General features: G+C 58.9%; 26 protein-coding genes. 1 reads left to right on the top strand and 25 read right to left on the bottom strand.

From position 1 onward, the window contains the following. Nucleotides 1-6: 6 nt before the first annotated feature. The 3 genes from ACQZ48_RS04750 to ACQZ48_RS04740 all read right to left on the bottom strand — a co-directional run bounded on the left by ACQZ48_RS04750 (nucleotide 7) and on the right by ACQZ48_RS04740 (nucleotide 3,646). Nucleotides 7-1,167, bottom strand: a complete 1,161-nt coding sequence (locus ACQZ48_RS04750) for a carbohydrate ABC transporter permease (RefSeq protein WP_137409776.1) — start codon at nucleotides 1,165-1,167, stop codon at nucleotides 7-9. A 1-nt stretch (nucleotide 1,168) separates the two neighbouring features. After that, nucleotides 1,169-2,182 carry a carbohydrate ABC transporter permease gene (locus ACQZ48_RS04745; RefSeq protein WP_080791351.1) on the bottom strand — a complete coding sequence of 338 codons (1,014 nt, stop codon included), beginning with the start codon at nucleotides 2,180-2,182 and terminating at the stop codon, nucleotides 1,169-1,171. Nucleotides 2,183-2,284: 102 nt separating this feature from the next. Further along, the gene (locus tag ACQZ48_RS04740) at nucleotides 2,285-3,646 is read right to left on the bottom strand and encodes an ABC transporter substrate-binding protein (RefSeq protein WP_191217068.1); all 1,362 of its coding nucleotides are present in this window, start codon (nucleotides 3,644-3,646) and stop codon (nucleotides 2,285-2,287) included. A 274-nt stretch (nucleotides 3,647-3,920) separates the two neighbouring features. Between ACQZ48_RS04740 and ACQZ48_RS04735 the strand changes: the two genes are divergently transcribed. Next, nucleotides 3,921-4,946 carry a LacI family DNA-binding transcriptional regulator gene (locus tag ACQZ48_RS04735; protein WP_448728627.1) on the top strand — a complete coding sequence of 342 codons (1,026 nt, stop codon included), beginning with the start codon at nucleotides 3,921-3,923 and terminating at the stop codon, nucleotides 4,944-4,946. Between the two features lie 19 nt (nucleotides 4,947-4,965). Here ACQZ48_RS04735 and ACQZ48_RS04730 read toward each other — a convergent pair whose 3' ends face one another. The 22 genes from ACQZ48_RS04730 to ACQZ48_RS04625 form a co-directional block, all read right to left on the bottom strand. Then, the gene (locus tag ACQZ48_RS04730; protein ID WP_137409774.1) at nucleotides 4,966-5,865 is read right to left on the bottom strand and encodes a bifunctional methylenetetrahydrofolate dehydrogenase/methenyltetrahydrofolate cyclohydrolase; all 900 of its coding nucleotides are present in this window, start codon (nucleotides 5,863-5,865) and stop codon (nucleotides 4,966-4,968) included. 77 nt (nucleotides 5,866-5,942) lie between these two features. Further along, nucleotides 5,943-7,718, bottom strand: coding sequence for a GumC domain-containing protein (locus tag ACQZ48_RS04725; protein ID WP_191217070.1), 1,776 nt, complete (start codon nucleotides 7,716-7,718; stop codon nucleotides 5,943-5,945). 114 nt (nucleotides 7,719-7,832) lie between these two features. Continuing rightward, nucleotides 7,833-8,507: a WecB/TagA/CpsF family glycosyltransferase gene (locus ACQZ48_RS04720; RefSeq protein WP_191217071.1), complete on the bottom strand. Its 675-nt coding sequence runs from the start codon at nucleotides 8,505-8,507 to the stop codon at nucleotides 7,833-7,835. 202 nt (nucleotides 8,508-8,709) lie between these two features. Next, nucleotides 8,710-9,243, bottom strand: coding sequence for a flagellar basal body-associated FliL family protein (locus ACQZ48_RS04715; RefSeq protein ID WP_077983389.1), 534 nt, complete (start codon nucleotides 9,241-9,243; stop codon nucleotides 8,710-8,712). Further along, nucleotides 9,243-9,611 (bottom strand): hypothetical protein, encoded by a 369-nt coding sequence (locus ACQZ48_RS04710; RefSeq protein ID WP_448728626.1) that lies wholly within the window; start codon nucleotides 9,609-9,611, stop codon nucleotides 9,243-9,245. The genes ACQZ48_RS04715 and ACQZ48_RS04710 overlap by 1 nt, the downstream gene beginning before the upstream one ends. A 29-nt stretch (nucleotides 9,612-9,640) precedes the next feature. Continuing rightward, nucleotides 9,641-10,198 carry a rod-binding protein gene (locus ACQZ48_RS04705; protein WP_003503348.1) on the bottom strand — a complete coding sequence of 186 codons (558 nt, stop codon included), beginning with the start codon at nucleotides 10,196-10,198 and terminating at the stop codon, nucleotides 9,641-9,643. Nucleotides 10,199-10,312: 114 nt separating this feature from the next. Continuing rightward, nucleotides 10,313-10,732 carry a hypothetical protein gene (locus tag ACQZ48_RS04700; RefSeq protein ID WP_137409770.1) on the bottom strand — a complete coding sequence of 140 codons (420 nt, stop codon included), beginning with the start codon at nucleotides 10,730-10,732 and terminating at the stop codon, nucleotides 10,313-10,315. A gap of 15 nt (nucleotides 10,733-10,747) precedes the next feature. Then, nucleotides 10,748-11,503 carry a flagellar biosynthetic protein FliR gene (gene fliR / locus ACQZ48_RS04695; protein WP_077983391.1) on the bottom strand — a complete coding sequence of 252 codons (756 nt, stop codon included), beginning with the start codon at nucleotides 11,501-11,503 and terminating at the stop codon, nucleotides 10,748-10,750. Then, on the bottom strand, nucleotides 11,500-13,587 hold the full coding sequence (gene flhA / locus ACQZ48_RS04690; protein ID WP_077983433.1) for a flagellar biosynthesis protein FlhA: 2,088 nt from the start codon (nucleotides 13,585-13,587) through the stop codon (nucleotides 11,500-11,502). Before flhA ends, fliR begins: the two co-directional genes overlap by 4 nt. A gap of 158 nt (nucleotides 13,588-13,745) precedes the next feature. Next, a complete protein-coding gene (gene fliQ, locus ACQZ48_RS04685; RefSeq protein ID WP_077983392.1) occupies nucleotides 13,746-14,012 on the bottom strand; it encodes a flagellar biosynthesis protein FliQ in 267 nt (88 codons plus the stop codon). Between the two features lie 48 nt (nucleotides 14,013-14,060). Continuing rightward, nucleotides 14,061-14,531 carry a flagellar hook assembly protein FlgD gene (gene flgD / locus ACQZ48_RS04680; protein WP_077983393.1) on the bottom strand — a complete coding sequence of 157 codons (471 nt, stop codon included), beginning with the start codon at nucleotides 14,529-14,531 and terminating at the stop codon, nucleotides 14,061-14,063. Continuing rightward, nucleotides 14,522-14,971 (bottom strand): flagellar biosynthesis repressor FlbT, encoded by a 450-nt coding sequence (gene flbT / locus ACQZ48_RS04675; protein ID WP_004432543.1) that lies wholly within the window; start codon nucleotides 14,969-14,971, stop codon nucleotides 14,522-14,524. Before flbT ends, flgD begins: the two co-directional genes overlap by 10 nt. Further along, on the bottom strand, nucleotides 14,968-15,312 hold the full coding sequence (gene flaF / locus ACQZ48_RS04670; protein ID WP_063949721.1) for a flagellar biosynthesis regulator FlaF: 345 nt from the start codon (nucleotides 15,310-15,312) through the stop codon (nucleotides 14,968-14,970). The genes flbT and flaF overlap by 4 nt, the downstream gene beginning before the upstream one ends. A 34-nt stretch (nucleotides 15,313-15,346) precedes the next feature. Next, entirely contained in the window at nucleotides 15,347-16,450 is a 1,104-nt protein-coding gene (locus ACQZ48_RS04665; RefSeq protein ID WP_137409768.1) for a flagellar hook-associated family protein, read from the bottom strand. A gap of 3 nt (nucleotides 16,451-16,453) precedes the next feature. Then, on the bottom strand, nucleotides 16,454-17,932 hold the full coding sequence (flgK, locus tag ACQZ48_RS04660) for a flagellar hook-associated protein FlgK (protein ID WP_077983395.1): 1,479 nt from the start codon (nucleotides 17,930-17,932) through the stop codon (nucleotides 16,454-16,456). Between the two features lie 22 nt (nucleotides 17,933-17,954). Then, nucleotides 17,955-19,232, bottom strand: a complete 1,278-nt coding sequence (locus ACQZ48_RS04655) for a flagellar hook protein FlgE (RefSeq protein WP_191217072.1) — start codon at nucleotides 19,230-19,232, stop codon at nucleotides 17,955-17,957. A gap of 105 nt (nucleotides 19,233-19,337) precedes the next feature. Next, nucleotides 19,338-20,009, bottom strand: coding sequence for a response regulator transcription factor (locus ACQZ48_RS04650; protein ID WP_046800597.1), 672 nt, complete (start codon nucleotides 20,007-20,009; stop codon nucleotides 19,338-19,340). A 282-nt stretch (nucleotides 20,010-20,291) separates the two neighbouring features. Next, the gene (locus tag ACQZ48_RS04645; protein WP_162520464.1) at nucleotides 20,292-20,858 is read right to left on the bottom strand and encodes a lytic transglycosylase domain-containing protein; all 567 of its coding nucleotides are present in this window, start codon (nucleotides 20,856-20,858) and stop codon (nucleotides 20,292-20,294) included. Beyond that, nucleotides 20,806-22,167, bottom strand: coding sequence for a flagellar hook-length control protein FliK (gene fliK, locus ACQZ48_RS04640; RefSeq protein ID WP_191217073.1), 1,362 nt, complete (start codon nucleotides 22,165-22,167; stop codon nucleotides 20,806-20,808). The genes ACQZ48_RS04645 and fliK overlap by 53 nt, the downstream gene beginning before the upstream one ends. Then, on the bottom strand, nucleotides 22,164-23,441 hold the full coding sequence (motC, locus tag ACQZ48_RS04635; protein ID WP_191217074.1) for a chemotaxis protein MotC: 1,278 nt from the start codon (nucleotides 23,439-23,441) through the stop codon (nucleotides 22,164-22,166). The genes fliK and motC overlap by 4 nt, the downstream gene beginning before the upstream one ends. Next, entirely contained in the window at nucleotides 23,438-24,745 is a 1,308-nt protein-coding gene (locus ACQZ48_RS04630) for a MotB family protein (RefSeq protein WP_077983399.1), read from the bottom strand. Before ACQZ48_RS04630 ends, motC begins: the two co-directional genes overlap by 4 nt. After that, nucleotides 24,742-25,392: a hypothetical protein gene (locus ACQZ48_RS04625; protein WP_077983400.1), complete on the bottom strand. Its 651-nt coding sequence runs from the start codon at nucleotides 25,390-25,392 to the stop codon at nucleotides 24,742-24,744. Before ACQZ48_RS04625 ends, ACQZ48_RS04630 begins: the two co-directional genes overlap by 4 nt. Nucleotides 25,393-25,538 lie beyond the last annotated feature (146 nt).

Genomic DNA, 25,538 nt, shown 5'->3' with positions numbered 1-25,538 from the left:
GATTGATCAGCCTCCCTTGACGGAGCCTGCCAGCAGGCCACGCACGAGATAACGTTGAAGAGCAAAGAAAACGCCAAGCGGCACGATGATGGTAACAAAGGCCGAGGCGGTAAGGATTTCCCAGTTGCCGCCACGCGAGCCGAGCAGCGCGTTGAGCGCACCCGTCAGCACGAGTTCGTTCTTCTGCGTGCCGAGGAAGACCATGGCGACGAGCAGGTCGTTCCAGGTCCAGAGGAACTGGAAGATGGCGAAGGAGGCGAGCGCCGGGAAGGACAGCGGCAGGATGATCTTGACGAAGATTTCAAAGTCGCTCGCGCCGTCGACACGGGCGCTTTCGATGATCTCTTTCGGCAGGCCGGAAATGTAGTTGCGCAACAGGTAGATGGCGAGCGGCAGGCCAAAGGCGGTATGCGCCAGCCAGATGCCGGCATAGGTCTTGGACGGCACACCGAAGATGGTGCCGATTTCGTTATAGAGCCGCAAAAGCGGGATCAGCGACATCTGCAGCGGCACGACGATGAGGCCCACCACCATGGCAATCAAGAGATTGCGGCCGGAAAAGTTCATCCATGACAGGGCATAGGCGGCAAAGGCGGCAATCAGGATCGGGATGACGGTTGCCGGCACCGCCACGGTCAGCGAATTGACGAAGGATTGCCCGATGCCTTCCGAGGTCAGAACGGTCCGGTAATTGTCGAGCGTGAAGACCGGCGGCGTGGCGACGGAAATATAGACGCGCTTGCCTCGAGAGCCCTCGAAGCTTGAGGCCTTGCTGTATTCGTAGCTGCCGTCCGAATTGACGAGAAGTATCTCGCCATCACCGATATCGGCAGCCTCCCCGGCTTTGAAGGCTGTGGGTTCCTGCACACGGACGCCGAAGGCGGCGACCTTGCCGCCCTGACCGTTTTCAAAGACGTTGCCGGAGATCACGTAGCGGCTGCCGTCCTGCTTCTGCACGGAAGCATCGGCGAGGCGAACCGCAGAAGTCTGTTCGGAACTTGAGAAGGCCGTCCACCAGCCGGATACGGTAATCTGGTCCTTGTCGCGCAGCGAGCTGACGAGAATGCCGAGCGTGGGCAGGAGCCAGAGAAGCACGACGACGAGGACGCTGGCGTGGACGATGAGGCGCGGCAGGCCGACGCGGCGAAGACGTTTGACGATGTTCATCTCAGCGGCCCTCCATCTCGCGGTTCGCCTGGCGGATGTTCCAGACCATGATCGGGGTGACGGCCGCCATGATGATGAGCGCGATGACGGCACTTCGGCCGCTGTCTCCGCCGCCTCGGAACATCCAGTCGAACATGAGATTGGCGAGAACCATCGTGTTCCACTGGCCGTTGGTCATGGTGAGCACGATATCGAAGACCTTGAGCACGAGAATGGTAATCGTCGTCCAGACGACGGCGATGGTACCCCAGATCTGCGGAACCATGATCTTCCAGAAAATCTGCCAGCCATTGGCGCCGTCGATGACGGCGGCCTCGATGGTTTCTTCGGGAATGCCGCGCAGGGCTGCGGACAGGATGACCATGGCGAAACCGGTCTGAATCCAGATGAGGATCACCATCAGGAAGAAATTGTTCCAGAAGGGCATGGAAATCCACACTTCCGGGCTGCCGCCGAAAAATTCGACGATGGCGTTGAGCAGGCCGATCTGCACCTGACCCTCGGCGCGGTATTCGTAGATGAATTTCCAGATGACGGACGCGCCGACGAAGGAGATCGCCATGGGCATGAAAACGATGGATTTGGCGATGTTGCCCCACCAGATGCGGTCGGTCATGACAGCGATGACGAGGCCGAAGAAGGTGCAGGCGGCCGGTACGACAGCGAGCCAGAGGATATTGTTGAAGATCGACTGGCGGAAACCGGCATCGAAAATCGCCCAGCGATAATTGGCAAGCCCAACGAATTCGCTGCCGGTCCGATCATAAAAGGACAGGATCAGCGTGGCGATGACAGGGTACACCAGATAGACCAGCAGCAGGATCAGCGCCGGGCCGATGAACAGCCAGGGCCGGACGGCGGCGCGGCGATTGAGATTGCGGGATGCGTGAATGACGTCTCCCGAGCGGACGGGAAAGATCGCCTGCAGCGCCTTGTCGGATAGCCAATAATAGGCAGCGCAAGCAAAAACGCCCGCCACCATGACGCCGATGGCTGACACGAGTTGTTGAGCCATGTTCCCTCCCTTGATCCTCTCCGCGCCGCGCTGATTTATTCGGTCGTCGGGGCCGTTCCGTTGGTTAAGGCCCGGCAGCAAACCGCCGGGCCTGATCCGATTTTACTTCAGGCCGTCCCAGGCCTTCTGGATTTCGGCGGCGACCTGATCGGCGGACTTGCCGCCGACGAAATCGATCATGCCGGTCCAGAACGCGCCGGCGCCGATTTTGCCGGGCATCAGGTCGGAACCATCGAAGCCGAAGCTGGTCGCAGTCGTGAGGATTTCGCCCTGCCGCTTCATCTGCTCATTGGCATAGGCATCGACATTCACACCCTTATAGGGCGTTAGGAAGCTCGACTGCGCCATCCAGACCTCGTGGGCGATCGGCGTTTGCAGGAATTCGACAAATGCCTTGGCCGCAGGCGCTTCCTTGGTGATGGTAACGAGCGTACCGGCGCCGAGAACCGGCTTGCCGAGTTCAGGCTTGGACGCGTAAGTCGGCATGTAGAAGAAATCCGCATCCGTGCCGACCTTGGTGCCCTCAGGGAAGAAGGACGGAATGAACGACGCCTGATGGTGCAGGTAGCACTTCGGCGGAATGTCGAAGAGGCCCTTGGGGCTATCGCGGAAGTCGGTGGAGGCCACGGCCGCGACGCCGCCGCTGACGTATTTTTCGTTCTTGGCGAATTTGCCGAATTCGTTGATCGCCTCGACCACGGCCGGATCGGTGAACTTGACCTCGTTGGTCGTCCATTTCTGGTAAACGTCGAGCGGCTGCGTGCGCAGCATCAGGTCTTCCACCCAGTCGGTCGCCGGCCAGCCGGTAGCGCCGCCGGAGCCGAGGCCGATGCACCAGGGCGTGCCGCCATCGGCAACGATCTGGTCCGTCAGCTTGAACAGGTCTTCCATGGTCTCGGGCACTTTATAGCCCGCTTCCTCGAAGTTCTCAGGCACATACCAGACGAGCGACTTCACATCCGCCTTGAAGGGGAAAGCGAAATAGGCCTTGTTGCCGTCCTTGCCCTTGTAGCTGCCGAGATCGACCCAGGACTGGCCGGCGCCGTAATTTTCCTTGACCCAATTGGCGGTCTCGTCGCCGAGCGGCACGAGGAAGCCCTTGGCCGCCAGATCGGCCAGAAGACCGGGCTGCGGCAGGATGGCAATATTGGGCGGCGAACCCGCCTGCGTATCGATGACGATCTGCTGCTCGTAGTTTTCCGACGAGGAATAACGGACATTCACGCCGGTCGCATCGGCGAAATAGGCAAGCACCGACTGGAACAGGGCCTCGTCTTCACCACGCCACGGACCGAAAATCGTCAGCGTCTGACCTTTCAGGTCGGCATGGGCCGCCTTGAAGTCCTCGTAGCTTTTCCAGTTGAACTTGGCGTCGCCGCCGGGTGCAAATTTAAGGTCGGCGGCAAAGGCCGCACCGGACAGCAAAGCCATGACGGCAGCTGTCGCCAAAAGAGTCTTCTGCATGTGATTTACCTCCCATCACATAAAAGGCTCAAAGCGTCCTCTCCAATCAAAGCGCTTTGGCTGCCTATTCATCTCATTGTCATTAAGACAGAGTCAAGAGGCTCTTTGTTCGGAAACGTTGCAGCGCCTTATAAATAGTCATATTTAATTCGGAAGGCGGCTATCCTTTTCGATTGAGAAATGCAGTGGAGGCTGGTAAAAATCTAAAGCGCTTTGGGAATTGAGGAGAGGCTTTGCCGTATTCTTAGGCGCGCGCATGGAGGAAATTATAGACATGAACCTGAAACAGTTGTCGCAACTGCTGGGCATTTCGCAGACGACCATCAGCAGGGCGCTCAACGGCTATCCGGAGGTCAGCGCCGAAACGCGCCGCCGCGTCATGGAAGCTGCCGAAAAGACGGGATATCGCCCGAATGCGGCAGCGCAACGGCTGGCGACGGGCAAGGTCGGCTCCATCGGACTTGTCATGCCGATTGGCGAACACCACCGTTCCGACGTGCATTTCGGCGAATTCCTGAGCGGCCTCGGTGAAGAGGCGTCGCGCAGCGGCTTTCATCTCGTGATCATGCCCACCGAGCCGGAAAAGGAGCGCGAAGCTCTGCGGGGGCTCGCCACAAACGGCAGCGTCGATGGCATCTATCTCGCCTATATGAAGAAGAACGACCCGCGCATCGCCATGTTGCAGTCGCTCTCCCTGCCCTTCCTCGTCCATGGCCGCTCCGTCGGCGTGGAGGAGGACTATCCCTATCTCGACGTGGACAATGAGGGCGCGTTTCGCGATGCGACCCAGCTTCTCCTCCAGCTTGGCCACACGCGGATCGGGCTGCTGAACGGCCCGGAGGGTTATGATTTCACCTATCGGCGCTGTCTCGGGGTGGAAAAGGCGCTTTCGGCACATGGCCTGACATTGCATGCGAACAACAAGAGACACAGCAGCATGACCGATGAGGAAGGTTATCTCGGCATGGAAGCGTTGCTGTCACGGCCGGAAAAGCCGACCGCCATTCTCTGTGCCAGCACCGCGCTTGCGCTCGGCGCGATCCGTTCTCTCAACCAGCGCGGCCTGAAACCCGGCAAGGATATTTCGCTGATCGCCCATGACGACGTGCTGCCGCTTTTGAAGCCGGATAATTTCTCCGTGCCGCTGACCACCACCCGTTCGTCGCTCCGGGCGGCGGGGGTGCGGGTGGGCCAGCGCCTGATCAACCGGATCAAGCTCAACCAGACCGAACCGCATCAGGAACTCTGGGAGGCGGAACTGGTGGTGCGTGCCTCGACGGGGCCGGCTCCGAAAGCGTAACCGGCCGGTCTCAATTCACTCAGAATTTCGGCGCTGTCTTGCCGACTGCGCGATAGGCAGCGATGACAGTGTTGGCCATCAGCATGGCAATCGTCATCGGGCCGACACCGCCCGGAACCGGCGTGATGGCGGCGGCGACGGCGCTTGCTTCGTCAAAGGCGACATCGCCCACCAGTTTCGATTTGCCTTCGCCCTTTTCCGGTGCGGCAATGCGGTTGATGCCGACATCGATGACGGTTGCGCCGGGCTTTACCCAGTCGCCCTTCACCATCGCCGCGCGACCAACCGCAGCCACGAGAATATCGGCTGTCTTGCAGACGATGGCGAGGTCTTTGGTGCGCGAATGCGCCATGGTCACCGTGGCGTTGGCATTCAGCAGCAGTTGGCCCATCGGCTTGCCGAACAGGTTCGAGCGGCCGATGACGACGGCGTTGAGGCCGGAAAGATCGTCACCGTGAATGCCGCGCACCAGAAGCATGGCGCCGGCGGGCGTGCAGGAGATGAGGCCGGTGGCGAGATCGCCGGTCGCGAGCTTGCCGGCGTTGAGCACGCTCAGACCATCGACATCCTTTTCGGGTAGGATCGACTGGATGATCTCGTCGGAATTGAAGTGTTTCGGCAGCGGCAGCTGCACCAGAATACCGTGAATGGAGGCATCGGCGTTCAGTTCGCCGACAAGCTTCAGGAGATCAGCTTGCGTGGTTTCTTCCGGCAGCGTGTGCTGGATGGAGTTGAAACCGCATTGCTTGGCCATCTTGCTCTTGGAGTTCACGTAAGCATGGCTGGCCGGATCATTTCCGACAATGACAACCGCGAGACCAGGCTTTACGCCCTTTTCCACCTCAAGCGCTTCTGCCGATTTGCGGACCGCCTCCGTTACCGAAGCCGCCTTCGCCTTCCCGTCAATCACAACTGCCATGCGTCCTGCTCCTGCTGGGTTACGTCGGCTCCGTATGGTGCCCCCGCCACAGGAATGCAAGCTAAAATGCGGCGTTTTCAGGCTGTTTTGCGGTAGTCTTCGCGGCGATCGGCGTAATCGGTAAGACACTCCCTCAGGAACGCCAGTTCGCGTCGCAATTCCATCAGTTCCTCTGCTTCGGCCTGGGCATGATCGACGTGCCCGGCAAGGGCGTCAGCCAGAAGCGGCGGAAGTCCGTAAGGGGCCGGATCAGCACTCCTGACCGTGCGGTTGCCCATCAGCACCTGCCGCACGCGCTCGTCCAGCGGCATGTCGTCGTCGTCATTGACGGCCTCGCCGTAATAATCGGCAAAGCCGTCTTCCTCCGGCTCGATGTTGTCCCCTGCGGCAAGATTCTGCAGATCCTCGAACACAGCCGGTTCGATCGGTTCGAATTCGGAAACCTGCAGAGACTCAATCGACGGCTCGACGGAGGATGGATGTTCCGCGCCCTCTTCGATGAGCAATGCGCCCTCCTCTTCCTCGTCGTGACGACGATAGCTCAGGAGATAGAGACTGCCCAGCAGGCCGATCAATGCACCGCCGCCCGCCAACATGGCGGCCTGCGGCAGGTCGCGGGTCAACTCGCCCGGTGCGGCCTTCTTGGTCAAACGGGTTTCGAGCGCGGGCGTGGCGGATGCGGAGAGGTCGCGGCGTTCGCTTGCCTCCAGATAGGCATTTCGCGCCGTGTCCAGTTCCCCCTGCAATCTGGAAAACTCGCCGGGGGCGACACCCAGCTCATTAAGACGGTCGAGATACTTCTTTTGCTCGCCATTGGCGGCCGCGATCTCCTGAGAGATGCGCTTTTCATCCGCCCGCAGGCCTTCCAGCAATTGCCGCAAGGCGGGGGCGGCAAGCGCCTGTGCGGCATCCACCGCATTCTGGGCGGCGATGCGGCGGGGATGTTTCGGGCCGTAATCGACCGAAACCGCAGCAAGCGCCATGCTGGCGGTCGAATACTTCTGCCTGACATCCTCAAGTACCGAAAAACCCGTACCGCCCGGCAAAGGCTTCGCAAATACATCATTCGGCTTCAGGGCCGAAGCCGCTGTCAGATCGGCCTGGATGGACAGTTGCTGCCGGGTGCTACGCGCCAGACTGTCGTTTACGTCGCGCAGCTGCTGCTCGAGTTGCTGCGCCTCGGCCATCACCGCGTCACCGTGGCGCATCTGGAAACCGTTCAGCGCCGCTTCCGCCTCATCGAGCCTTGCCCGCGCCCTTTCCGTCTCGCGCATGGCGGGCGTCATAGTGCCGGCCTTGCCATCCGCGATGACGCGCATCGAAAGATAATCGGTCAGTCGCATGGCGGCGTCCGGCGTCGCGGCCTTGCCGGTCACGATCAGCGTGTTTTCATCCGGGGTCAGTTCCAGCCGGATCGCTTCGCCCACCGCACCGTTCAGCGCCTCCCGCTCAGACAGCGGACGCGCATCCGCGCCGGTCAGAAGGTCGAAAAGCAGGCCAAGCTCGCCCTGATTGCGAACGCCGACCATATCGGCCGACTTCAGCTTAAGATCGGCGGTTATACGGTCGAGCCCGGAGGGTGAAAGCAGCGTACGACGCGCCATCGCCAGAAAGCGGACGGCATCCGGGGCATCGTAAGCGGTCTGGATAACCTCGATCCGGGCTTGCGAAACATAACCGCGAAAGCCCGAATCGACGAGCAGAAGCGGAAGGGCAGCACCGACAACGGCGGCGGCGGCGATGCAGCCGGACGTCATGAGCCGACGGCAATGTCCGCGCCATTGCGATACGGGCGCAGCGACATCATCCTCGTCAAGGCGGATCGCCATCATGTCCGGATTGTCATCAACCATCTGAAGCCGTCTGCCGCCCTCGGCGCCGCCCGCCACGGGCGACTGTTAAAACCTTACGAGAGGTTAAAGGATCGTGGCAAACAAATGGTTAACGCAGCGCCTGCGAGAACGGCCTCAGCTCTTGCCGAGCGCGATGTGCCAGGGTTCGGCGCAAAGGCTGTAGAGCCAGCTCATGTGAAGCTTGCGGAAAATTTCCGGCATGCCGGCCACTTCCGAAGACAGGACCTTGAACAGTTGCCCAACCGCAATCGTGACCCGCGCATTCTCGCTGCTGACGGTGCGGTGCAGCCATGTTTCCTGGTTTTCCTTCAACATTCCCGCGAGCAGAACATCCACCTTAACAGCCGAAGCGTCGCGGTTCAGCATGACGAAATCGTGCCAGGGCGCATGCGCCCGCAACCTGGCGAGAACCTCGCCGATCTGCGCCGAATCATCTCCCGCCACACCGATACGCTTCGGCACGGCCATATAGGTCAGAAGCGCCATGGTGAAGGCAACGCCGTCGATGGGTGCAGACAAAGGCTCGCCATTCTCGTTGCGCGCAGCGGCCCTCATTGCCTTTCCCTGCGGCAAGAGCAGACAGCTCTCAAGAATCTGCCGGTAGGCGTTGTCCTTAAGCGAAAGCTTCACCTTTTCGATGGTGAGAAAGGACAGCATCGTATGCCCCTCACAGGCAGACGCCTTGCCGCTGATCAATTCCAGCGCCCCATTCCAATCGAGATCACAGACGCGCAGTCCGTGGATATTCCGTTGCGATCCCGACCGCGCGAGACCTGACGCGAAACTCATTGCCAACCCCCAAATGCCAAAGCCGTCGCCACCGATCCGACGCATGGCCTGCGGGATTGTGGTTCGTGGGTTTGTTATACAGGTACTGGTTGAATTTAGCCTGAAAGCAATCTCTCGAATGCCTGGGGATGCGGCAAGAGACAATTAACCAGAAGGATGCTCCGCATCCCCTATCTGGCCGACGCCCCTCGCCCCCCGGTCGTCAGTGGCTTGGCGTCGCTTCTTTGCCGGCTTCGGCCTTCTCGCCCTCGACGAGCTTGACCGAACGGGGCGTGCCATTGCCGTCCTGCTCGCGGATATCGGCTTTCGACAGATAATCCAGCTGTTCGATCAGCACATCCTCGACCACCTCGTCATCGAGCCTTTTGTTCAGCCCCTCGCGGATGCGCTGCTTGAAGGCTTCGGGATCGAAGGTGGAAATATTGGCGATATTGACCATGGAAGAACCCGCAAGCAGCGTGAACAGTTCGTCCGTCATCAACTGCGTTGCCGGCAGCTCGATCTTCGCCATCTTGGTCTTGTCGACGCGCAGCGAAATACGGCTGAGGAAATAGCCGTTCACCCCGCCGTCATTGATGACGGGGATCGTGATGCTTTCGCCCTTGACCAGTTGCAGATTGGCCTTTTTTGCCCCCGCCTCATCCGGTGCGGGCGCCGTCGCCAACTGGACGGAGAAATACACCGCGCCGAGCGTGACGGCGCAAACCCAGACGCCGGTGACAAGAAGCTTCAACATCAGGAGGCTGCGCCGTACATGAACTGTTCCTGCGAATAGGTGCCGTCCGTATCGGCTTCCTGGAGCGCGTTCTTGAACAAATCCGCAACGGCGCGAACCGCATTCAGATGCGCCTCGACGCGGCTGGCATTGGTGGCGAGCTTGGACTTGATGCCCCTGACCTGTTCCATGTAACCGGCGGCGATTTCCTCGCGCGGCGTATCGCGAAACAGCATCGTCAGCTCATAGAGGCAACGGCTCTTGTGGGCGTTGGATACCTTGAAGTCGAACTTGGGGTCTTTACCGATATTGTCGTTCTCATTGTCGATGATCATCTCAAGGCGGCCGAGAACGGATTGGATACGGTGGTCGTTCGACATAAGGTCCATGCTTGTCTCCTCGTTAGGGTTTTTCATTCTCAAGCCTCGTCCGTTTTCTCATTGGAAACGCCGAGGACCTGCCGCTCGAACTCCGCCACCATCCGAATTGCAGCATTATGGTCTTTTTCATTCATCGATACGTCGGTAATGCCTTTGCTTTCGGCTTTCCGCAACGCATCCTTGTAAGCCTGCTCCGCAATGCCGACGCCGCCATTCCTGGAGATCGTGTCAGCAAACTGTTCGGCCATCATGCTTTTCCAGATCTCGCCGGCATTGCCCTTGCCGTAAACTTCCTCGCTGTCTTTCGGCAGCATGTTGGCCACGAAGGTCTGGAGTACCGAGGCTTCATATTTGCGGTAGGTTTCCGGGATTTCGGTGCGGGCCGCGCGAATATTGGTGTCGCCGAGGCCAGCCTTCGAGGAAGCGCCATCCAGCATATCGACCGCGGCACCGAAACCCTTGCCGGCATCGGCAAGGCTGGTTGCGGCAAAAGCCGCCTTGTTCGCCTTGAGTTTTTCCTGCGCGACCTGAACTTCCTGGGGGTCCGCAGCGCGAACCACATCCATCACCAGATCGCTTATCACCGATATCGCCACGTCCAGATCTCCCGAGCTGACGAATGCTCGGCGCAAAAGCCGACGCATTCGCTCAATCAAGAAACATCGCCGGAAACGTCCTCAAGAACGCCCGCGATGCAACAATGGGACAGATTATGGATCGCCAACCTTGCTGGAGGCTGGTGTCTGGGAAACATTCGTAATTTCTAACAAATCATAGATTGCATTATCCTCGGCCTCGCGCTGCTCAAGATCGCGCGCGAGGTGCATCCTGTCCTCCAGCCGGTCTGCCTTGGTCTTTTCCTTCAGAACTTTGTTTTCCTGAAATTGCTGAACGCCCTCAAGCTGGCGGTCCTGGACGACGAGACGGCCGTAGCGGTCCGAATAGTGCCGGGAGAATGTCTGATGCACCGGCTCCATGGAACTCATGGCCTCCAGCACGCTCTCCATGGATTGCGCCGTTTCGGTACGGGCGCGGGTGGTGTCGGCCAGTTCCACCTCGGCCATTTTTTCCATGTGCCGCTGAACCGTTACCAGACGTTTGAGTTTTTCCGAGCGTTTGTCCGAAGCCATAACATCTTCTCCCGATCAAAAGCCGATAAAGACGGGGCCGAAACCATCCACGAACTGACGGATAAGGGCTGCGACCGACAGGTAAAGCATGAAAATACCCCCCGCGAGCACGAAGGGCGTCGATATAAAGAAGACCGGAATCTGCGGCGCGAGCTTGTTGATGAGGCCGACCGCGACGTTAAACATCAAGCCATAGATCACGAAGGGGCTGGCAAGGCGCAGCATGATGGAAAAGGAAGCCCTGAGCGTGTCGGTCAGCGTAATCAGCATTTTCTGGCCGCTGATCAGCGCGCCGACCGGTGTGGCGGTATAGGAATCCACCAGCGCCTTGAGGACGATATGGTGGAAATCGAATATGAACAGAACCAGCAGGCCGCCGAAAGTGATGAAATTGGATATCTGGTTTTCCTGCACGTCTTCAATGACATCGGCGCCACCCGGCGCACTGAGGCCGATGGAAGCGCCGATGACCGCGCCGGTAAACTGGAAGCCGAGCGTGTAGAACCGCGCGATCAGGCCATACATCGAACCGATGACGACCTCGGTGAAGATGAGGCCGACGACCGTGCCCTGGCTTGCGCCGGAAACTTTCGGATAGATCGTGTCCCATAGCACAGGCAGGAGCGCCATGGACACAGCAACGCACAGAAGCATTCGAATCTGCGGCGAAATGCGCGAGCTTGAAAAGCCCGGCATGGTCATGAAGCATGCGCCGATACGGCAGATGGCAAGGAACAATGCAATGATTGTCCCCTGCGGGTCGGTTATCATGAAATGGCGCCCAGAATCTTGATCTCGAGACCCTTGGCCAGTTCCACATGCGAAAGAACCGGCAGGGTCGCAAAGAGTCGCTCGATAATCATGCGCACATAGGACCGCGTTTCCGGCGAGGTTACAAGGACAAAGGGCAGGCCGCGATCCATGAATTCACGGATAACTTTCGACGCCTGCTCGGAAAACTCCTCGAGATGGCGGGGATCGATATCGAATTCGACAATTTCGCCCTTCTGGTCGCGCTTGAGCGCCTGATGGAAGACCATGTCCCATTTGTTGCCGAGGCGCAGGACGCGCAGCACGCCATTGTCGGCCAGATCGCCGCAGAGCTGCTGCGACATGCGCACCCGAACATGTTCGACGATCTGTTCCGTCTTGCGCACATGCGGCGCGAGTTCTGCAACCGCTTCGAGAATGAGATGCAGGTTGCGGATCGACACGCGTTCGGCGAGCAGCAGCTTCAGAACCGCCTGCAGGCCGGAATAGGACATGTGTGACGAGCAGATCTCGTCGGCCAGCTTTTTGTATTCGGGGTCGAGCCTGTCGATGAGGATTTTGACATCCTTGTAAGACAGAAGCTGCGGCAGGTTGTTGCGGATGACCTCGCTCAGATGCGTCAGCACCACGGAGACGTTATCGATCGGATGGAAGCCTTCGCGCTTGAGATCTTCGGTGAAGGTTTCGAGGATCGAGACCGCAGGCATGCCGAAAGCGGGTTCGCGGATTTCGTCGCCGGGAATGCTCGGCTTGCGCCCTGCCCCAGTCACCACGAGGACATCCCCCACACGCAGGTTGCTGGAGGCGATCGTCGTGCCGTGGACGCGGATCTGGTAAGCTTTTTCCTGGATCATGATGTCGTCGGAGACCTTGATCTCCGGCACGACGAAACCATACTGGCTCGCGAATTTCTTGCGCATCTTGCCGACACGGAAAGCCAGTTCCTGATGCGCGCCAAGAAGGCGGGTGGAAACCTGCTTGCCAAGCGCGAGCTCGATCTCGGCGGTCTTCAGTACCTGCTTGACGGAATCCTTCTCCGCCTCGGTGTTCTGGAGAACCTTGTTCTCCTCTTCCTGCCGACGAAGGGCGCTTTCGGCTTCGGCCTGGCGTGGAATATACCAGCTGCCAAAAGCCATGATGCCGCCAAGGAAGATGAAGGGCAGGAACGGCAGGCCTGGAATGATGGCCAGCAGGCCCATCAGCATGGCTGAAACCATCAACGCACGCGGATAGCCGCTCAGCTGATTGATAACGGCCTGGTCCGTCGAGCCGGCGGTGCCGCCGCGCGAGACCAGAAGGCCGGCGGCGAGCGATACGATCAGGGCCGGAATCTGCGAGACAATACCGTCGCCGACCGAAAGTTTGACGAAGACGTCGGCCGCTTCGCCGATGGGCATGCCGTGGCGGAAATAACCGATGATGATACCGCCGAAGATATTGATCGCGGTGACGATGAGGCCGGCGATGGCGTCGCCACGAACGAACTTGGAGGCGCCGTCCATCGAGCCGAAGAAGGAGCTTTCTTCTTCCAGTTCGCGGCGGCGGCGCTGCGCTTCCTTTTCATCGATGATGCCGGCGGAGAGATCCGCATCGATCGACATCTGCTTGCCGGGGATGGCGTCGAGGGTGAAGCGCGCGCCGACTTCCGCGATACGCGTCGCACCCTTGGTAATGACGATGAAGTTGACCGTGATCAGGATCATGAAAACGATCAGACCGATCACGAAATCGCCGGACATGACGAGACTGGAGAAACCCGCAATGACGCCGCCGGCCGCCGTCGGCCCCTCGCTGCCGTGCGAGAGAATGACGCGCGTTGTCGCGATGTTCAGCGACAGGCGAATCATGGTCGCTATCAGCAGCACGGTCGGGAAAGACGAGAAGTCCAGGGGCCGCTGGATCCAGAGCGCCACCATGAGGATAAGGACCGAGAGCGCGATCGAAAAGGCAAGGCCAATATCGACCAGCATGACCGGAATGGGCAGGAAGAGGACGCAGAGGATCGCCACAATGCCGAGGGCGAAGCCGATATCACGCGCGCTCGGACTGACCTTCGGTAAGGAAATGACTGGTGGTTGCGCCATGATTTCGTCCTGTCTCTTCATGAGAAGGGCGACGGAAAAGCCGCCGCACGGTTCCGAAGCACCGGTTTTCGAAAAGCGCACACAATCCGGACCGATGCTTCGCGCCTATCCCTAGCCGCTGAAGCTTGCGCGAGGGTGGCATCGGGATCGAACGGAGGTCAGAAGCCGGACTGGATGCGGGAAAAGACGAGATTGGAAAAGAGCGATATCTGCGCGCCCACAAAGGGGGCGGCGACGCCGAGAACGATCATGATCGTTACGATTTTGGGAACGAAGGTCAGCGTCATTTCCTGAACCTGGGTCAGGGCCTGAATGAAGGCGATGACGACACCGACGATCATGGCGGCGAGAACCGCCGGACCAGCCGCGACGAGAACGGTCCAGACTGCCGCCTGCATGATATCAAGCGCATCGGCCTCGTTCATCGTCGCATCCTTGTTTCATAAAGGCGGCGTCATACCGCCTCTTCAATGTCAGGAACCAGTCGCGCTATCCGAATCGGTTCCGCTATCAGATGTACTCGTAATCGGGCCATTGGAGAAGGTCACGCCAGCCTGCAGCAGCACCTTGTCACCAGCTTCGGTGATGGCCACAACACCGTCCGAATAGACCTCGACTTCCTTCACCACGCCGGTGACGGTGTCGTCGGCGCTCTTGACCGTCTTGCCAACCAGATCGGAGGCGCGCGTCAGGGCTTCCGCCTGCAGCATGCTCTTCAGATGGGTGTTGGTCTTGATCGTCTGCTCGACCTGCGAGAAGCTTGCCAGCTGCGACATCTGCTCGCCGGCGTCCATCGGGCTGGTCGGATCCTGGTTCTTCATCTGCGCGATGAGGAGCTTCAGGAAGCTGTCATAGTTCAGCGAAGCCGCGTTCTTGTCGCTGCTGCTGGCGCCGGCATTCGCCCAGGGGTTTGCCGCTGCCGAATTGACTGCATCTACCGCCATGGTGCGATCTCCTTGCGAATCTGTTCGATCGTTGCGGGGGTCATTTCCTGATTGTTGAGGATTTTCTCCTCGATCGGGTAGAGACCGCGAATGGCTTTCAGCGCTTCGAAAGCCTTGCCGGATGCGACAAGCCCGTCGATCCGCTTCAGTTCCGCCAGAACCTCGTCGTGCTGGAAGCAGTTCAAGAGCATGCTGACCGACTTGCGGAACATGTTGGTGGACTGCTCGCGCCCTTCCGGGTTGATGAGGATCATCTGCGCGATGAAATAAAGCTGTCTGAGCGGCGTCGTCGCCTGATCGGGCTGCAGAACGTGGTTTTCGAGCAGGAACGTGACATCGTTCAGGAATTCGAGCGCTACCTTGCGATCCACACGCAGAACTGCGCCGTTGATGAAGATCTTTTCGCCCGATTTCAGCGAAATCCGAAGTGTACTTTTCATTTCAGTCCATCCCTGATGATGGTTGTCACGTCAATTATGCCCTGGAAATTCGTCGATTGACGTTTCCGGATCAGTTCGCACTCTTTCAAAATCCAGATCGCGATGGAGATCAGATTGGCTCTGAGCTCGATGGCAAGCTGGTTGTCCGGCTGTTTGAGATCTTCAATGAAGCGTATCCAGACACGGCGAGTGTAAAAAAGTGCCTCAATCGTCGGCCGCTGCGAGGAGGAGTCCCTCGCCTCCACCAGAAGTTCGATCGATTTGGTCAACGCCTGCCGCTCGCGATCTTTCGCGTTGGCGACACCATCCTCCATGATTTCGGCGTAGGAAAACTGGTACATTCATGTATCCTTTATCTGCCGCCACCCCTGATCATCAGAGGTAGTTGACCAGACTCATTTTTTGCAGACGCGACGTGAGGCTGTATGCGATTTCAATCTGCTGCTGCAGCAGGTCGAGGCGTGTCTTCGCCTCATAGGTATCGATCCCCTCGATATCCAAGAGATGCGTTTCGATGATCTTTTTCTGGGCCTCCAGCGAATCATTGGCTTTCGAGACACGGCTTTCGGAAAGACCGAGCTGGCTTTGCTGCTGGTTCAGACCGTTGATGGCGGTGCCGATATTGGTCACCGACTTCATCGCCACCATTTCGCGGACGCCGCTGTCCACCTTCGCGTCGAGGAAGGTCATTGACGTCATCGCGGTCAAGGCGAAATAACGCATGCCCTGCGAGTTGCTGTTGCTCGACGTTTCGACAACCTCGTTCTGGCTGATGCGGCTCGTCATGTTGGTGTCGCTCGCCTTCGAACCGAAGGTCGTCCAGAAATCATAGTTCTGGCCGGCCGTCAGGCTGCTGTGTGGCGGGTTCGTGACCGTGGTCGTACCGTTGAACACGCCTTCGATATGCGTCATGAAGGTTTCGACCTGTGTTTTCGACAGGCTGGCGAAATCACCCACCGGCGGCGTCTGCGCCGCCATGAACGCGTTCAGCTCCGTCTCATAGGCTTCCTTCAGCGGAGATCCATCTGCGAAATAGTCATCGACGGGCTTCACATCCGTATTGATGCCGGAGAACAGATATTCGCCATTGACCGCCGTATTGGCGAAGCTGGTGAAGTTGTTGAACGCATTCGAGATGGTCTGGGCAACCGTCGACAGCGTCGGTGCTTCACTGCTGGTATTGGGGACCAGAACCTTCTGAATCTCCTGCGCGGCCTTCGCCATACCGTCCAGCGCCGTCTGCGAGGATTTGAGGCGTTGTGTTGCAATCGAATTGACGCTGACCAGCGAGGTAATGCGGTCGATATCGCGATTGAGATCGAGGCTGCGGGCGGTGTTGGCGCCCAGTGTCACGCCAAGATCGGCATGCTTGCCCGTCGTCAACTCGGTATTGAGATTGGTCATCTCAAGCTGAGCCTTGAGGATGGTGCTGCGCATGCTGTTCTGCATCGCCAGCGATGAAATGAATGACGTTTTCATCGTTTACCTCACCATGTCCATCAGGGACTTGAGCATTTCATCAACGGTCGTCACCAGTTTGGTCGCGGCCTTGTAGGATTGCTCGATATCCATGAGCAGCGACAACTCCTCGTCCAGGCTGACCGCCGTGTTGTTCGAATAGGACGTGGCGGAGCGCTCATAAAGCGCGCTTTTCGCTTCGTTCGCCGAAGTCGCACCGGAACGTTCCTGTTCAAGCCACCCCATCGAGTTGGTGCCGTATTTCAGGATGCTGGTATTCGTATCGATACGTGTCGACGCGGCAAAATTCATGGGCGCGTCAAAAGCAGTAACATAGCTGCGGATCAGCTCGGAGAAGCCGGTTCCCCCCGAGGTTGCGGTATTGATCACGTAATCGGTACCGTTGATACCGCCGTCACGCAACAATTCCGGATTGCCACCTTTGGAAATAATTAACGCCGGGTTGACGGTAATGCTCGCTGCGAGCCCAGGAGAGACAATCCCGTCTGCCGGAATGGTGGTCGCCGCCGGCGAGCCGTAAGTGAAGAGACCCGGCATGTCCGGCAGGCCGCTGGTGGAATCCGCCGGCTTTTCCGCAAACATGGTAATGAGGCCTCGGGCGATTTCATCGAGCTGGCTCTGCATCGTCGGAGCCAGATCGTCACGAACCTGCATCAGGCCCTGAAGCGACCCCTCCGCCGTCGTGTTGCTGCCGCTGCCAGCCTTCAGCGCTACGCCATCGACATAGATTGCGTTGCCCGTGGTCGTCGCATCATAGCCCGGCTGCGTTTTGAAAGTGACGCTGCGCGGCACGATTTCGAACAGCGTCGCGCCATCCGTCGTATAAAGCGCTACATCGTTGTTGGGACGATTGACGACATTGATGCCGATAATGGAGGAAATATCCTTGAGAAGCGTCTCGCGCTGGTCGAGTGCGTCACTTGGATCGCCGCCGATCGCCGTCTGCGCCTTGACCTCGTTATTGGCTTCCTCGAACTTTGCAAGCAGCCCGTTCAACTTGTCGACCTGAAGGGCGATTTCCTTGTCGGCACGCAGACGCATCGACTGCAATTCGCTCGAGGCCTTGTTCAGGGAACTGGCGACATCAATAGCCGAGGTGACCGCCGTTGCGGCCAGAGCGGCATCGCTCGGCTTGGCGGCGTAAGCGTCCAGGCTCTTCAGGAGTTCCTTCATATAGGTGGCCGGCGAACTCTCATAATCGTTGCCGCCGAAAATGCTCTTCATTTCCTCAAGACCGGTCAGAACCGTATTCTGGCCGGAAGCGAGAGAAGAAGTGGAAATCGTCTGCCTGAAAAGACTTTCATTCTGGGCACGGCCATTGGAGACGATACTCGCTCCGGCCATGGTCGTGCCAAGAATGGCGGTTCGCTTGACGTAATTCGCATTACCGACATTGGCAATGTTTTTCGAAGTAACGTCGGTCTGCTTACCTGTGTTATTGAAAATCGATTGCGCAGTATTCATTGCTGACGTGAGCGACATTCATCTGTCCTCGTGAGAAGTATTATCTCTTCAGATTGATCAGGACGTCCATCAAATCCGATCCAGTCTGGAAGACTTTCGAATTCGCTGTGTAGATACGCTGTGATTCAATCATATCGGTGAGTTCGCTGGCGATATCGACGTTCGAGCCCTCCAGCGCACCCTTCTGGATGTAACCGAAGCTGCCCGATTGCGGGAAGCCGATGGTAACGACACCCGACTCGTTGCTCGGCAGATAGACGTTGCCGTTCTGCGGGCTCAGATTGTCGACGCTCGGCACCGTGGCCAGCGCCAGCTGGTAGATGTTGCGGCGACCGCCATCCTGATAGACCGCCGTCACCAGACCATCCTTGCCGATTTCGACATCCTTGATCTGGCTCGGACCGTTACCGTTCAGCACTGCTGTGCCGGGGGTGAACTTTGCCGAAAACTGCGTCATCTGCGACAGATCGATATCAATCGCCTGCGGCACGCCACTGACCTGATCGTTAATCGTGATCCCTTTGGGAGATGCGGCCGTGAGCTTGTTCGTGGCAGGATCGAATTCCAGATCCACCTTTGTCTGAACAAGATTAGCCGCAGGGGTTGCCGTGTAAGGGAAACCGCCATTCGTCGACTGATCCTGACGATAAACCGCTACTTCCCAGGTGTTGTCGCCGGTCTTGGTGTAGTAGAAGTCGTAGAGCACCTTCGCGCCGCCGCTGTCGAACGCCGTCAACGATGTCTTGTTGCCAAACGCCGCAGTCGCGGAGTTGGAACTCGGTAGCGGTGCCGTTGCGGCCTTGTCGTCGCGATTGAGATTGGCGGGGAAGCTACCCTGCGTGGAGGGCGATGCCGTCAGGCCGAAATCGTTGACGTTGATGGCTTCAAGACCCGTGAAGCCATTGACGACCGCTGCCGGCGGATTGGAGCCGTAGGGGTAACCCATCAGCTGGAAGCCGGCAGCGTTTTCGAGATACCCTTCCGAATTCTTCACGAAAGAACCGGCGCGTGTGAGGTAGGGCGTGCCCGCACCGTCCTGAACCACGAAGAAGCCGTTGCCCTGAATGGCAAGGTCGGTGCTCGAGGTGGTGTAGGAGAGGTTGCCCTGCTCCGAAATGCTGTAGCGAACGTTGGACTGCACGCCGCCGGAAGCATAGCTGCCCGACGAGGAGGGCAGAACGAGCGAGGAGAACGACGTCGATGCGCGCTTGTAGCCGGTGGTGCTTGCATTGGCGATGTTATCGCCCACGGTGCCCAGCTTGTTCGCCTGTGCATTCATGCCGGACACACCGGTTCGCATAGTGCCGAAAATACTCATTCAAAAACCCTCGTGGTCATCTTTCAGGGAGAAGGTAAAGCGTTTGGCTTGCGTGAAGCTGTCTGAAATACCGCGTTTGAAAAAGACCACGCGGGTCAATGAAAATCACTGCCAGTCGATGCTGTAGCCGAGGAACCGCTTGGAATCGACCGGATCGTAGCCAAGCTTCTTGCGCAGCTTCTTGCGCAGCTTGCTGATATGGCTTTCGACGACGTTCTCTTCGACGTCGTCATCGAAGATGCCGTAGATGGCATTGAAAATCTGCGTCTTGGAAACGCGGCGTCCGCGATTGGCGATCAAGTATTCGAGGATGCGGCGCTCACGGCGCGGCAAGGGGAACACTTCACCACCCACCTCCGGGTCGCGGCCATCAGAGAAAACCCGGATCGGTCCCGCATCGGTAAAATTCGAGATGACCTGCAATCGGCGACGGATCGCCGCTGCACGCGCAAGGATCTCACGGGGGTGCACCGGCTTGCGCACGACATCGTCAACGCCGCTGTCGAAAAGCGCCAGCGTCGATTCCAGCGAGGGCTGGTCGCTGACCGCGATCACCGGGGCCGTCGTGCGATCCCTGATCGCCTTCGGCAAAGAAAAGCTCCGGTCGCCCTGGCCGATCAGGAAGGCTTCAACAGCCGCAAGATCGCTTTCCGCCGCCGTCGAGACCCACTCCCCGAATTCGACCGGATCGAACCCGGTCGAGGGAATGCCCTCACGCCCAAATAGAGATGTATAGCCGTCTTTAACGAGCTCGCGCTCATCAACCACTACGATCATTCGTCCGCCTCCGAATCAGTGTGGTGTTTTCCAATGTGGCATTGGTACGAATCAGGGGATTCACGAACAACTGTAGAAAATCATCGATAGATATTAATAATTGATTAACCATTTTGTGCCGATTTGATCTATATATAGTGGGTATTAACCATATATGGCACAAAATTTTTGTGTAGAAATTTCAAAATTCCTAAAAAACCGCTTGAAGCGCCTTTTTTCGATCAATCTATCGCCACATTTCGAAATACGAGTCCCGCAACGTCTGAAGGCAATTTCAGGTTGTTATCCGTCACAGAAACTTTTCGCATTGGGGGTCCATTTCCCGTAGCCTGTCGCCACCAGATTGGCGATGACACGGCAGACATATTTCTTCTGCGCGGGGTCATTATTCGGGCCTGCATGATAGCGCGCGACCGCCATGGTCCAGGTCTCATGCCTGTTGTGGAGATTGCGCAGGAACATGGCGGCATATTCCACATTGCGGCGCGGATCGAACATTTCCCGCGCGGATGCGAAGTTTTCGCCATGAAAATAATGATTGATCTGCATGCATCCGAGGTCGATTAGCTTCGCGCCGTTGCGCTTCGCCGCCTCGAAAGTGGTCAAAGCCTCCTCGGTGGAGGCGGCAAATACCGGTTTTCCCTCAATATTCATGGCGTTAGGGTCGAGCCGTCCCTTGCGGCCCGTTTCGGTCAGCCCCACCGAATAGAGAATTCCCTCCGGCACGCCATATTTGCGTGCCGCCGACTGAATCTCTCTTTCGCAGACACCTGATGTTGCCGAAGCGGACGCGTTGTCAGAGGTAGACGCCATTGTCAGCAGAAGTGCGGGCAGACCCAAGAGCGCCATCCATGCCTTCATTATGCACCCCCAAATTATTGCCATTGCCTTGCCGGTCGCCGCGCGCCCCGGACTCGTCACGGTTGCGCCCGGCGGCGGCTTGCTGCCCCTGCTGCTGCGCCTGCTGATTTTGCTGATTGTTGCCTTGTGTGCCCGTTTGGTCACTCTTGTCGGAAGAAGCGACGCTGATAGTGATGTTGTCGACCGTCAGCCCCTGGGCCTTGAGGCCGTCAAGGATGCTCTTGCTGTCTTCCTGCAGCTTTTTATAGGCCGCAACACTCTCCACCGTCATGTGAACGGAAAGCTCGTCACCGGCAAGACGCAATGACATCGTCACCGACCCAAGCTCGATCGGCGTCATGTGCAGCTTCAGCGTATGGACGACCTTGCCTGTGCTGCTCTGGGCCGCCGCATTGGACAGCGACGAACCGGGCTGCATGGCGCTCACCCATTCCGGATCATTGACGATCAGGCCGGTCAGAGCCGAGGCGTTGGTCGAAGGCGCGAGGCCAATGAACCGCCGTGAATCGAGAACCGTTATGGTGTCGGTCGTCTTGCCGGTGCTTTCCCGCGCGTCGAACTCGACGCGGCCGTCACGCTGAACCGTGCTCATATCCAAAGCACGGGCCGCGCCCGAACGCGGCGAGGAAAAACGGAATGCCGCGGCGTCGCCCTCGTTTTCCGAACCCGAACCCGCCTCGTTACCGGCGGGTGCAATCCCTGTCGGCATGTCCTTGATCGAGTGCTCGGCCTTGCTCCGGACGGGTTCACCCCGGTCTGATTTAACCGTGTCGGCCTTGCCGGCAATCGCCTGGGCAATCTCCTCAAGCGGTGTCTTGGCGGTCGCCATATCGGCGGCAGCGGCCGTCGCCATCTGCAGTTCCGTCAACTTCGGATCGATCGCATCGTCCGCCGCTTCGGCGCCCTTGTCGACGTTGTCTTTGAGCTTCTTGCCCGTCTTGCCGTTTTCCGGCGTCGCGCGGACCGTTTTCACAGCGTTTTGAAACTCGGCCACGGCCTCCTGGGCACGACCTTCGCCGGCATGCTCCTTGACCATCGCATTGAGAAATGTTGGGGGGCGCTTGACCGGGACATCCATCTTTTCCGCCTCGCCATCGGGCTGCGACTGCTGTCCTTCAGCCGGATTTTCGTCCTGCTGACGCCGCGAATGCAGCGCGTGCGGCGGGCGCTCGTCCCGGACCGTGGAAAGGGCATCACCGAAACTGCCGCCTTTGGCGTCGTCCCTGACGCCGGCGCCGCCGGCGCGCGGATCGGATGGCGGCGCATTCACTATCGTGTTGATGGTTGCGTCGATCATGGTGCCCCCTCGCCTTTCTTCAACAGGCTGTCGATTTCATCGAGCTTGCTGCGGCCGCTCGTCACGAGCTGCCGCACATTATCGCCCTCGTCGTCAACCTTCTGGGTTTCGACCCGCCATATGCTTTTTGCATCGGCAGCGCCCGCCTCATTTTCGGGCGGATCCCGCCCGGTCTCATTCGCGGCCGCAGTCTCGGCCTCAACGCCGGCCTGCGGGGAAGGAGGACGAACCACCTGATCGGCAATCGTCCTTGCCGCCTCCCGCAAGGCCTTGTCCCGATCCGAAAGCTGCGCTTCGGGAATTTGCCCGATTGTCTCGATCGCGCTCACCACATCGGGCGTGCCGATATTGGAAAGGCTTTCATAGAGATTGGCCTGCACTTCCGGCTCACCCGGCAGTGCCGGAGACAGCGCCTTCGCCTTCAACGCCGCCATGCGCGCCAGTGAATCCTTGCCGCTGATCGCCGCCAGCCGCGAAAGCCGCAGATAGGCTTCCTTCTGCCTTTCCGTATCCATCATGGCAAAGGTTTCCTGTATCGCCTCATGGCCGATGGAATCGGCGCGCTTGACCACCAGCGAAACCAGAAGGTCTGCGAACTGGCTGGCATAGGGCGAATGCAGGAACCGCCGCGCATAACGCTGCGCATAATCGACGCCGCGCGCCGCATCGCCGTCCTCGACCGCAATGGCGAGCGAGCGGCGCAATGCGGCCTCCTCGACGATGGTGCCCGGCGCTTCGAGCCGGGCGATGTCGTAAAAGCCGAGCGCAGCCAGCGGATCGCGCGGGATTGTCACATTCCCGCTGATCAGCGCCAGATAGGCGCCAATCCGCTTGCCGCGATATTCCGGCACCATGGCCGCAATGCTCTGCGCGACAAGGGTTCCCTTGCCGGAGAGGTATTTGCGCAGGACATCGGCGACGCGGCTGTCGAAATTGCCATCCACATCGCGCGCGACCAGAAACTCCAGCGTGGACGGATTGCCGCCGCTCATCGCATAGATGAGCGCCGCATCGACATTGCGCGGATCCTTGAAGATCGCCGAAGGCGCGCTCTTCAGCCGCTCATCGATGGTCTGGAGTAGAAATCGCTGCATTTCCGAGGCGGAATGGTCGCCCATGGCGACCGAATCCTGCACGAATTGCAGGGAGCGCAGCATGGAATAGGGCATGAGATTGTCTTGCGACTGCGACAACGCCCTGCCCGGCTCGGAGCCGAGACCGCAAAGCGTCGCCGCAAGAAGAAGCCAGCGTTTCGAGGTTTTCGTCACTTTCACCCCCGATCGGCCTCAAGCAGAATTTCGATGCGGCGGTTGGCGTCCGCCATAGGGTCTGCCGGCACCTGCAATCTGCGGTCCGCAAAACCCGAGACCTGCTTTACCCGCTCTTCCGACAGACCACCGCGCACCAGCATGTAATAGGCGCTGTGAGCGCGATCCATGGAGAGCCGCCAGTTGTCATTGGCCTCGCCCTTGAACTGCCGTCCGTCGGTATGGCCGCGGATCACCACGCTGCCGCCGCGCTCCTGAAGCAGTTTACCGATTTTTTCCATGGCCAGAACCATTTCACGCCGGGGAACGGCCGATCCGATATTGAACATCGGCGTTTCCGTCTGGTCGGAAATGGTAAGCAGCAACCCGCCTTCCGCCGGCGTCACCACCAGACCTTCGGAAAGCCTGCCGGTGATGCCTGAGATTTGCTTTTCGATCTCCTCACGCAGCGTGTCGGCCTTTTCCCAGTCGGCATCGCTCGCCTTTTGCTCAACATCGCTTGCCTGTCGCGGCTCATCCGGCTTCGGCTGCGCAAGCGCTGCCTGCTCTGCGGCGTCCGGACGCTGCTGCGGCACCACGGCAGCGACTTCCATCGACTTGCCGTCTTCCGCGTTGTCGGCCGGTGTCTCGGACGCCTTAAGTGCGACCGCCTGAGCGTTTTCGGCCGCATCCTCTTGCTTGTTCTCGGCGAGTTGCTGCTGTTCAACCGGTTTTTGCGGTTGATCGGCGCGGGTGATTTTCACCTGCTGAGTCCAGAAATCGGGATCGAAGGGATCGCGATAGGCTTCACCGCCGCTAGCGCCCGTCGCCGGGCCGGAATCAGCAGCGCCGCCCTCGCCCTTGGCGCTGACATTGGCCTGCTGCCCCACCTGCTGGGCAATTTCGGCGAGCACGGAGTAAGGATTTTCGAAAAAGTCCGCTTCGGAGAAATTCGACTGTTCACCGGTCTGGGAGGTCAGATCTTCGCCCGTCGCCGCAGCGGAGCCTTTGGTGACTTTTTCCGCCTGGATGTTGGACTGATCCTTCTTCTGGACGCCCTCTTCCTTATCGACAGGCTTTTCCAACCCCTTGGACGAGGGTTTCTCATCGGATAGCTTGATAGGGTTAAAGTAGCTCGCGACCGAGGCCTTGGTTTCCTCGTTGGCGGCATTGACCAGCCACATCACGAGGAAGAACGCCATCATCGCCGTCATGAAGTCAGCATAGGCGATTTTCCACGCACCCCCATGGGCGCCGTCATGCCCGCCCTTGTGGCGCTTGACGATGATGATCTCGTTCTTGCCGTGGTGGTGATTTTCGCCTTCACTCATTTCATCACCTTGCGAAGACTGGACGCCCAGGCGGACATGCGCGTCACAAACACGCTTTCACCCAGCTCGACGGAAAGATCGATATCGGCGGTCTCGGTAAATTTCATCGTTTCTTCTTCAAAGCCCGGCTGCGTCTTCAGCCGCTCGAACAAATCTTTCGGGCCTTTCACGACAAGCGTGACCTCTTCGCCATCCGGCATGGCGCTACGCACCACATCCGCCAGCGCGGAGACCGCCTTGAGCGACAGCTTTTCCGTCAGGACCGGAGCAAGGATATTGGCGGTCTGCTCGCTGAGATTGGCTGCAATCGCGTCGATGCCCTCGCGCAGCCCCCGGGACAGGGAAGCTGCGATTTCTTCAAGATGGCCCGAACGCAGGGTTTCCAGCTCAGCCGTATGGGCAGCGATCAGCTCTTCCCTCTCCGCCTGCATCTTTTCAGTGATCTCGCGGGTGGCGTCTTCGCGACCGCGGGCGTAAGCCGCCTGTTTTTCACCTTCAACATCGACGGTTTCGAAGTCATCGAAACCCGTTGCGAGACCGACAAAAGCGGATGTGGCGTCGACATCCGCCAATGGATCGCCAAAGGCCATCCCGGCAGGCTGGGTGTCACCGAAGTCCTTGAGATATCGTGCAATGGACGCGCTCATGCCCGCCCCCAGCAAAACAGGCCAAAGGGGCGGTACATGTTTCGCTGCCTGCGATCTGACGCGTTCTGTCGCATTTCCGGACGGAAAACCGGAACCCACTTTTCCTGGAAATGCTCTAAGCCGTTTGGCGGCACCACCGTCATCCT

Source organism: Agrobacterium sp. 22-209-1 (genome assembly GCF_053522485.1).
Note: the sequence above shows the minus strand (reverse complement) of the source record. Positions and strands in the feature narration are given on the sequence as shown.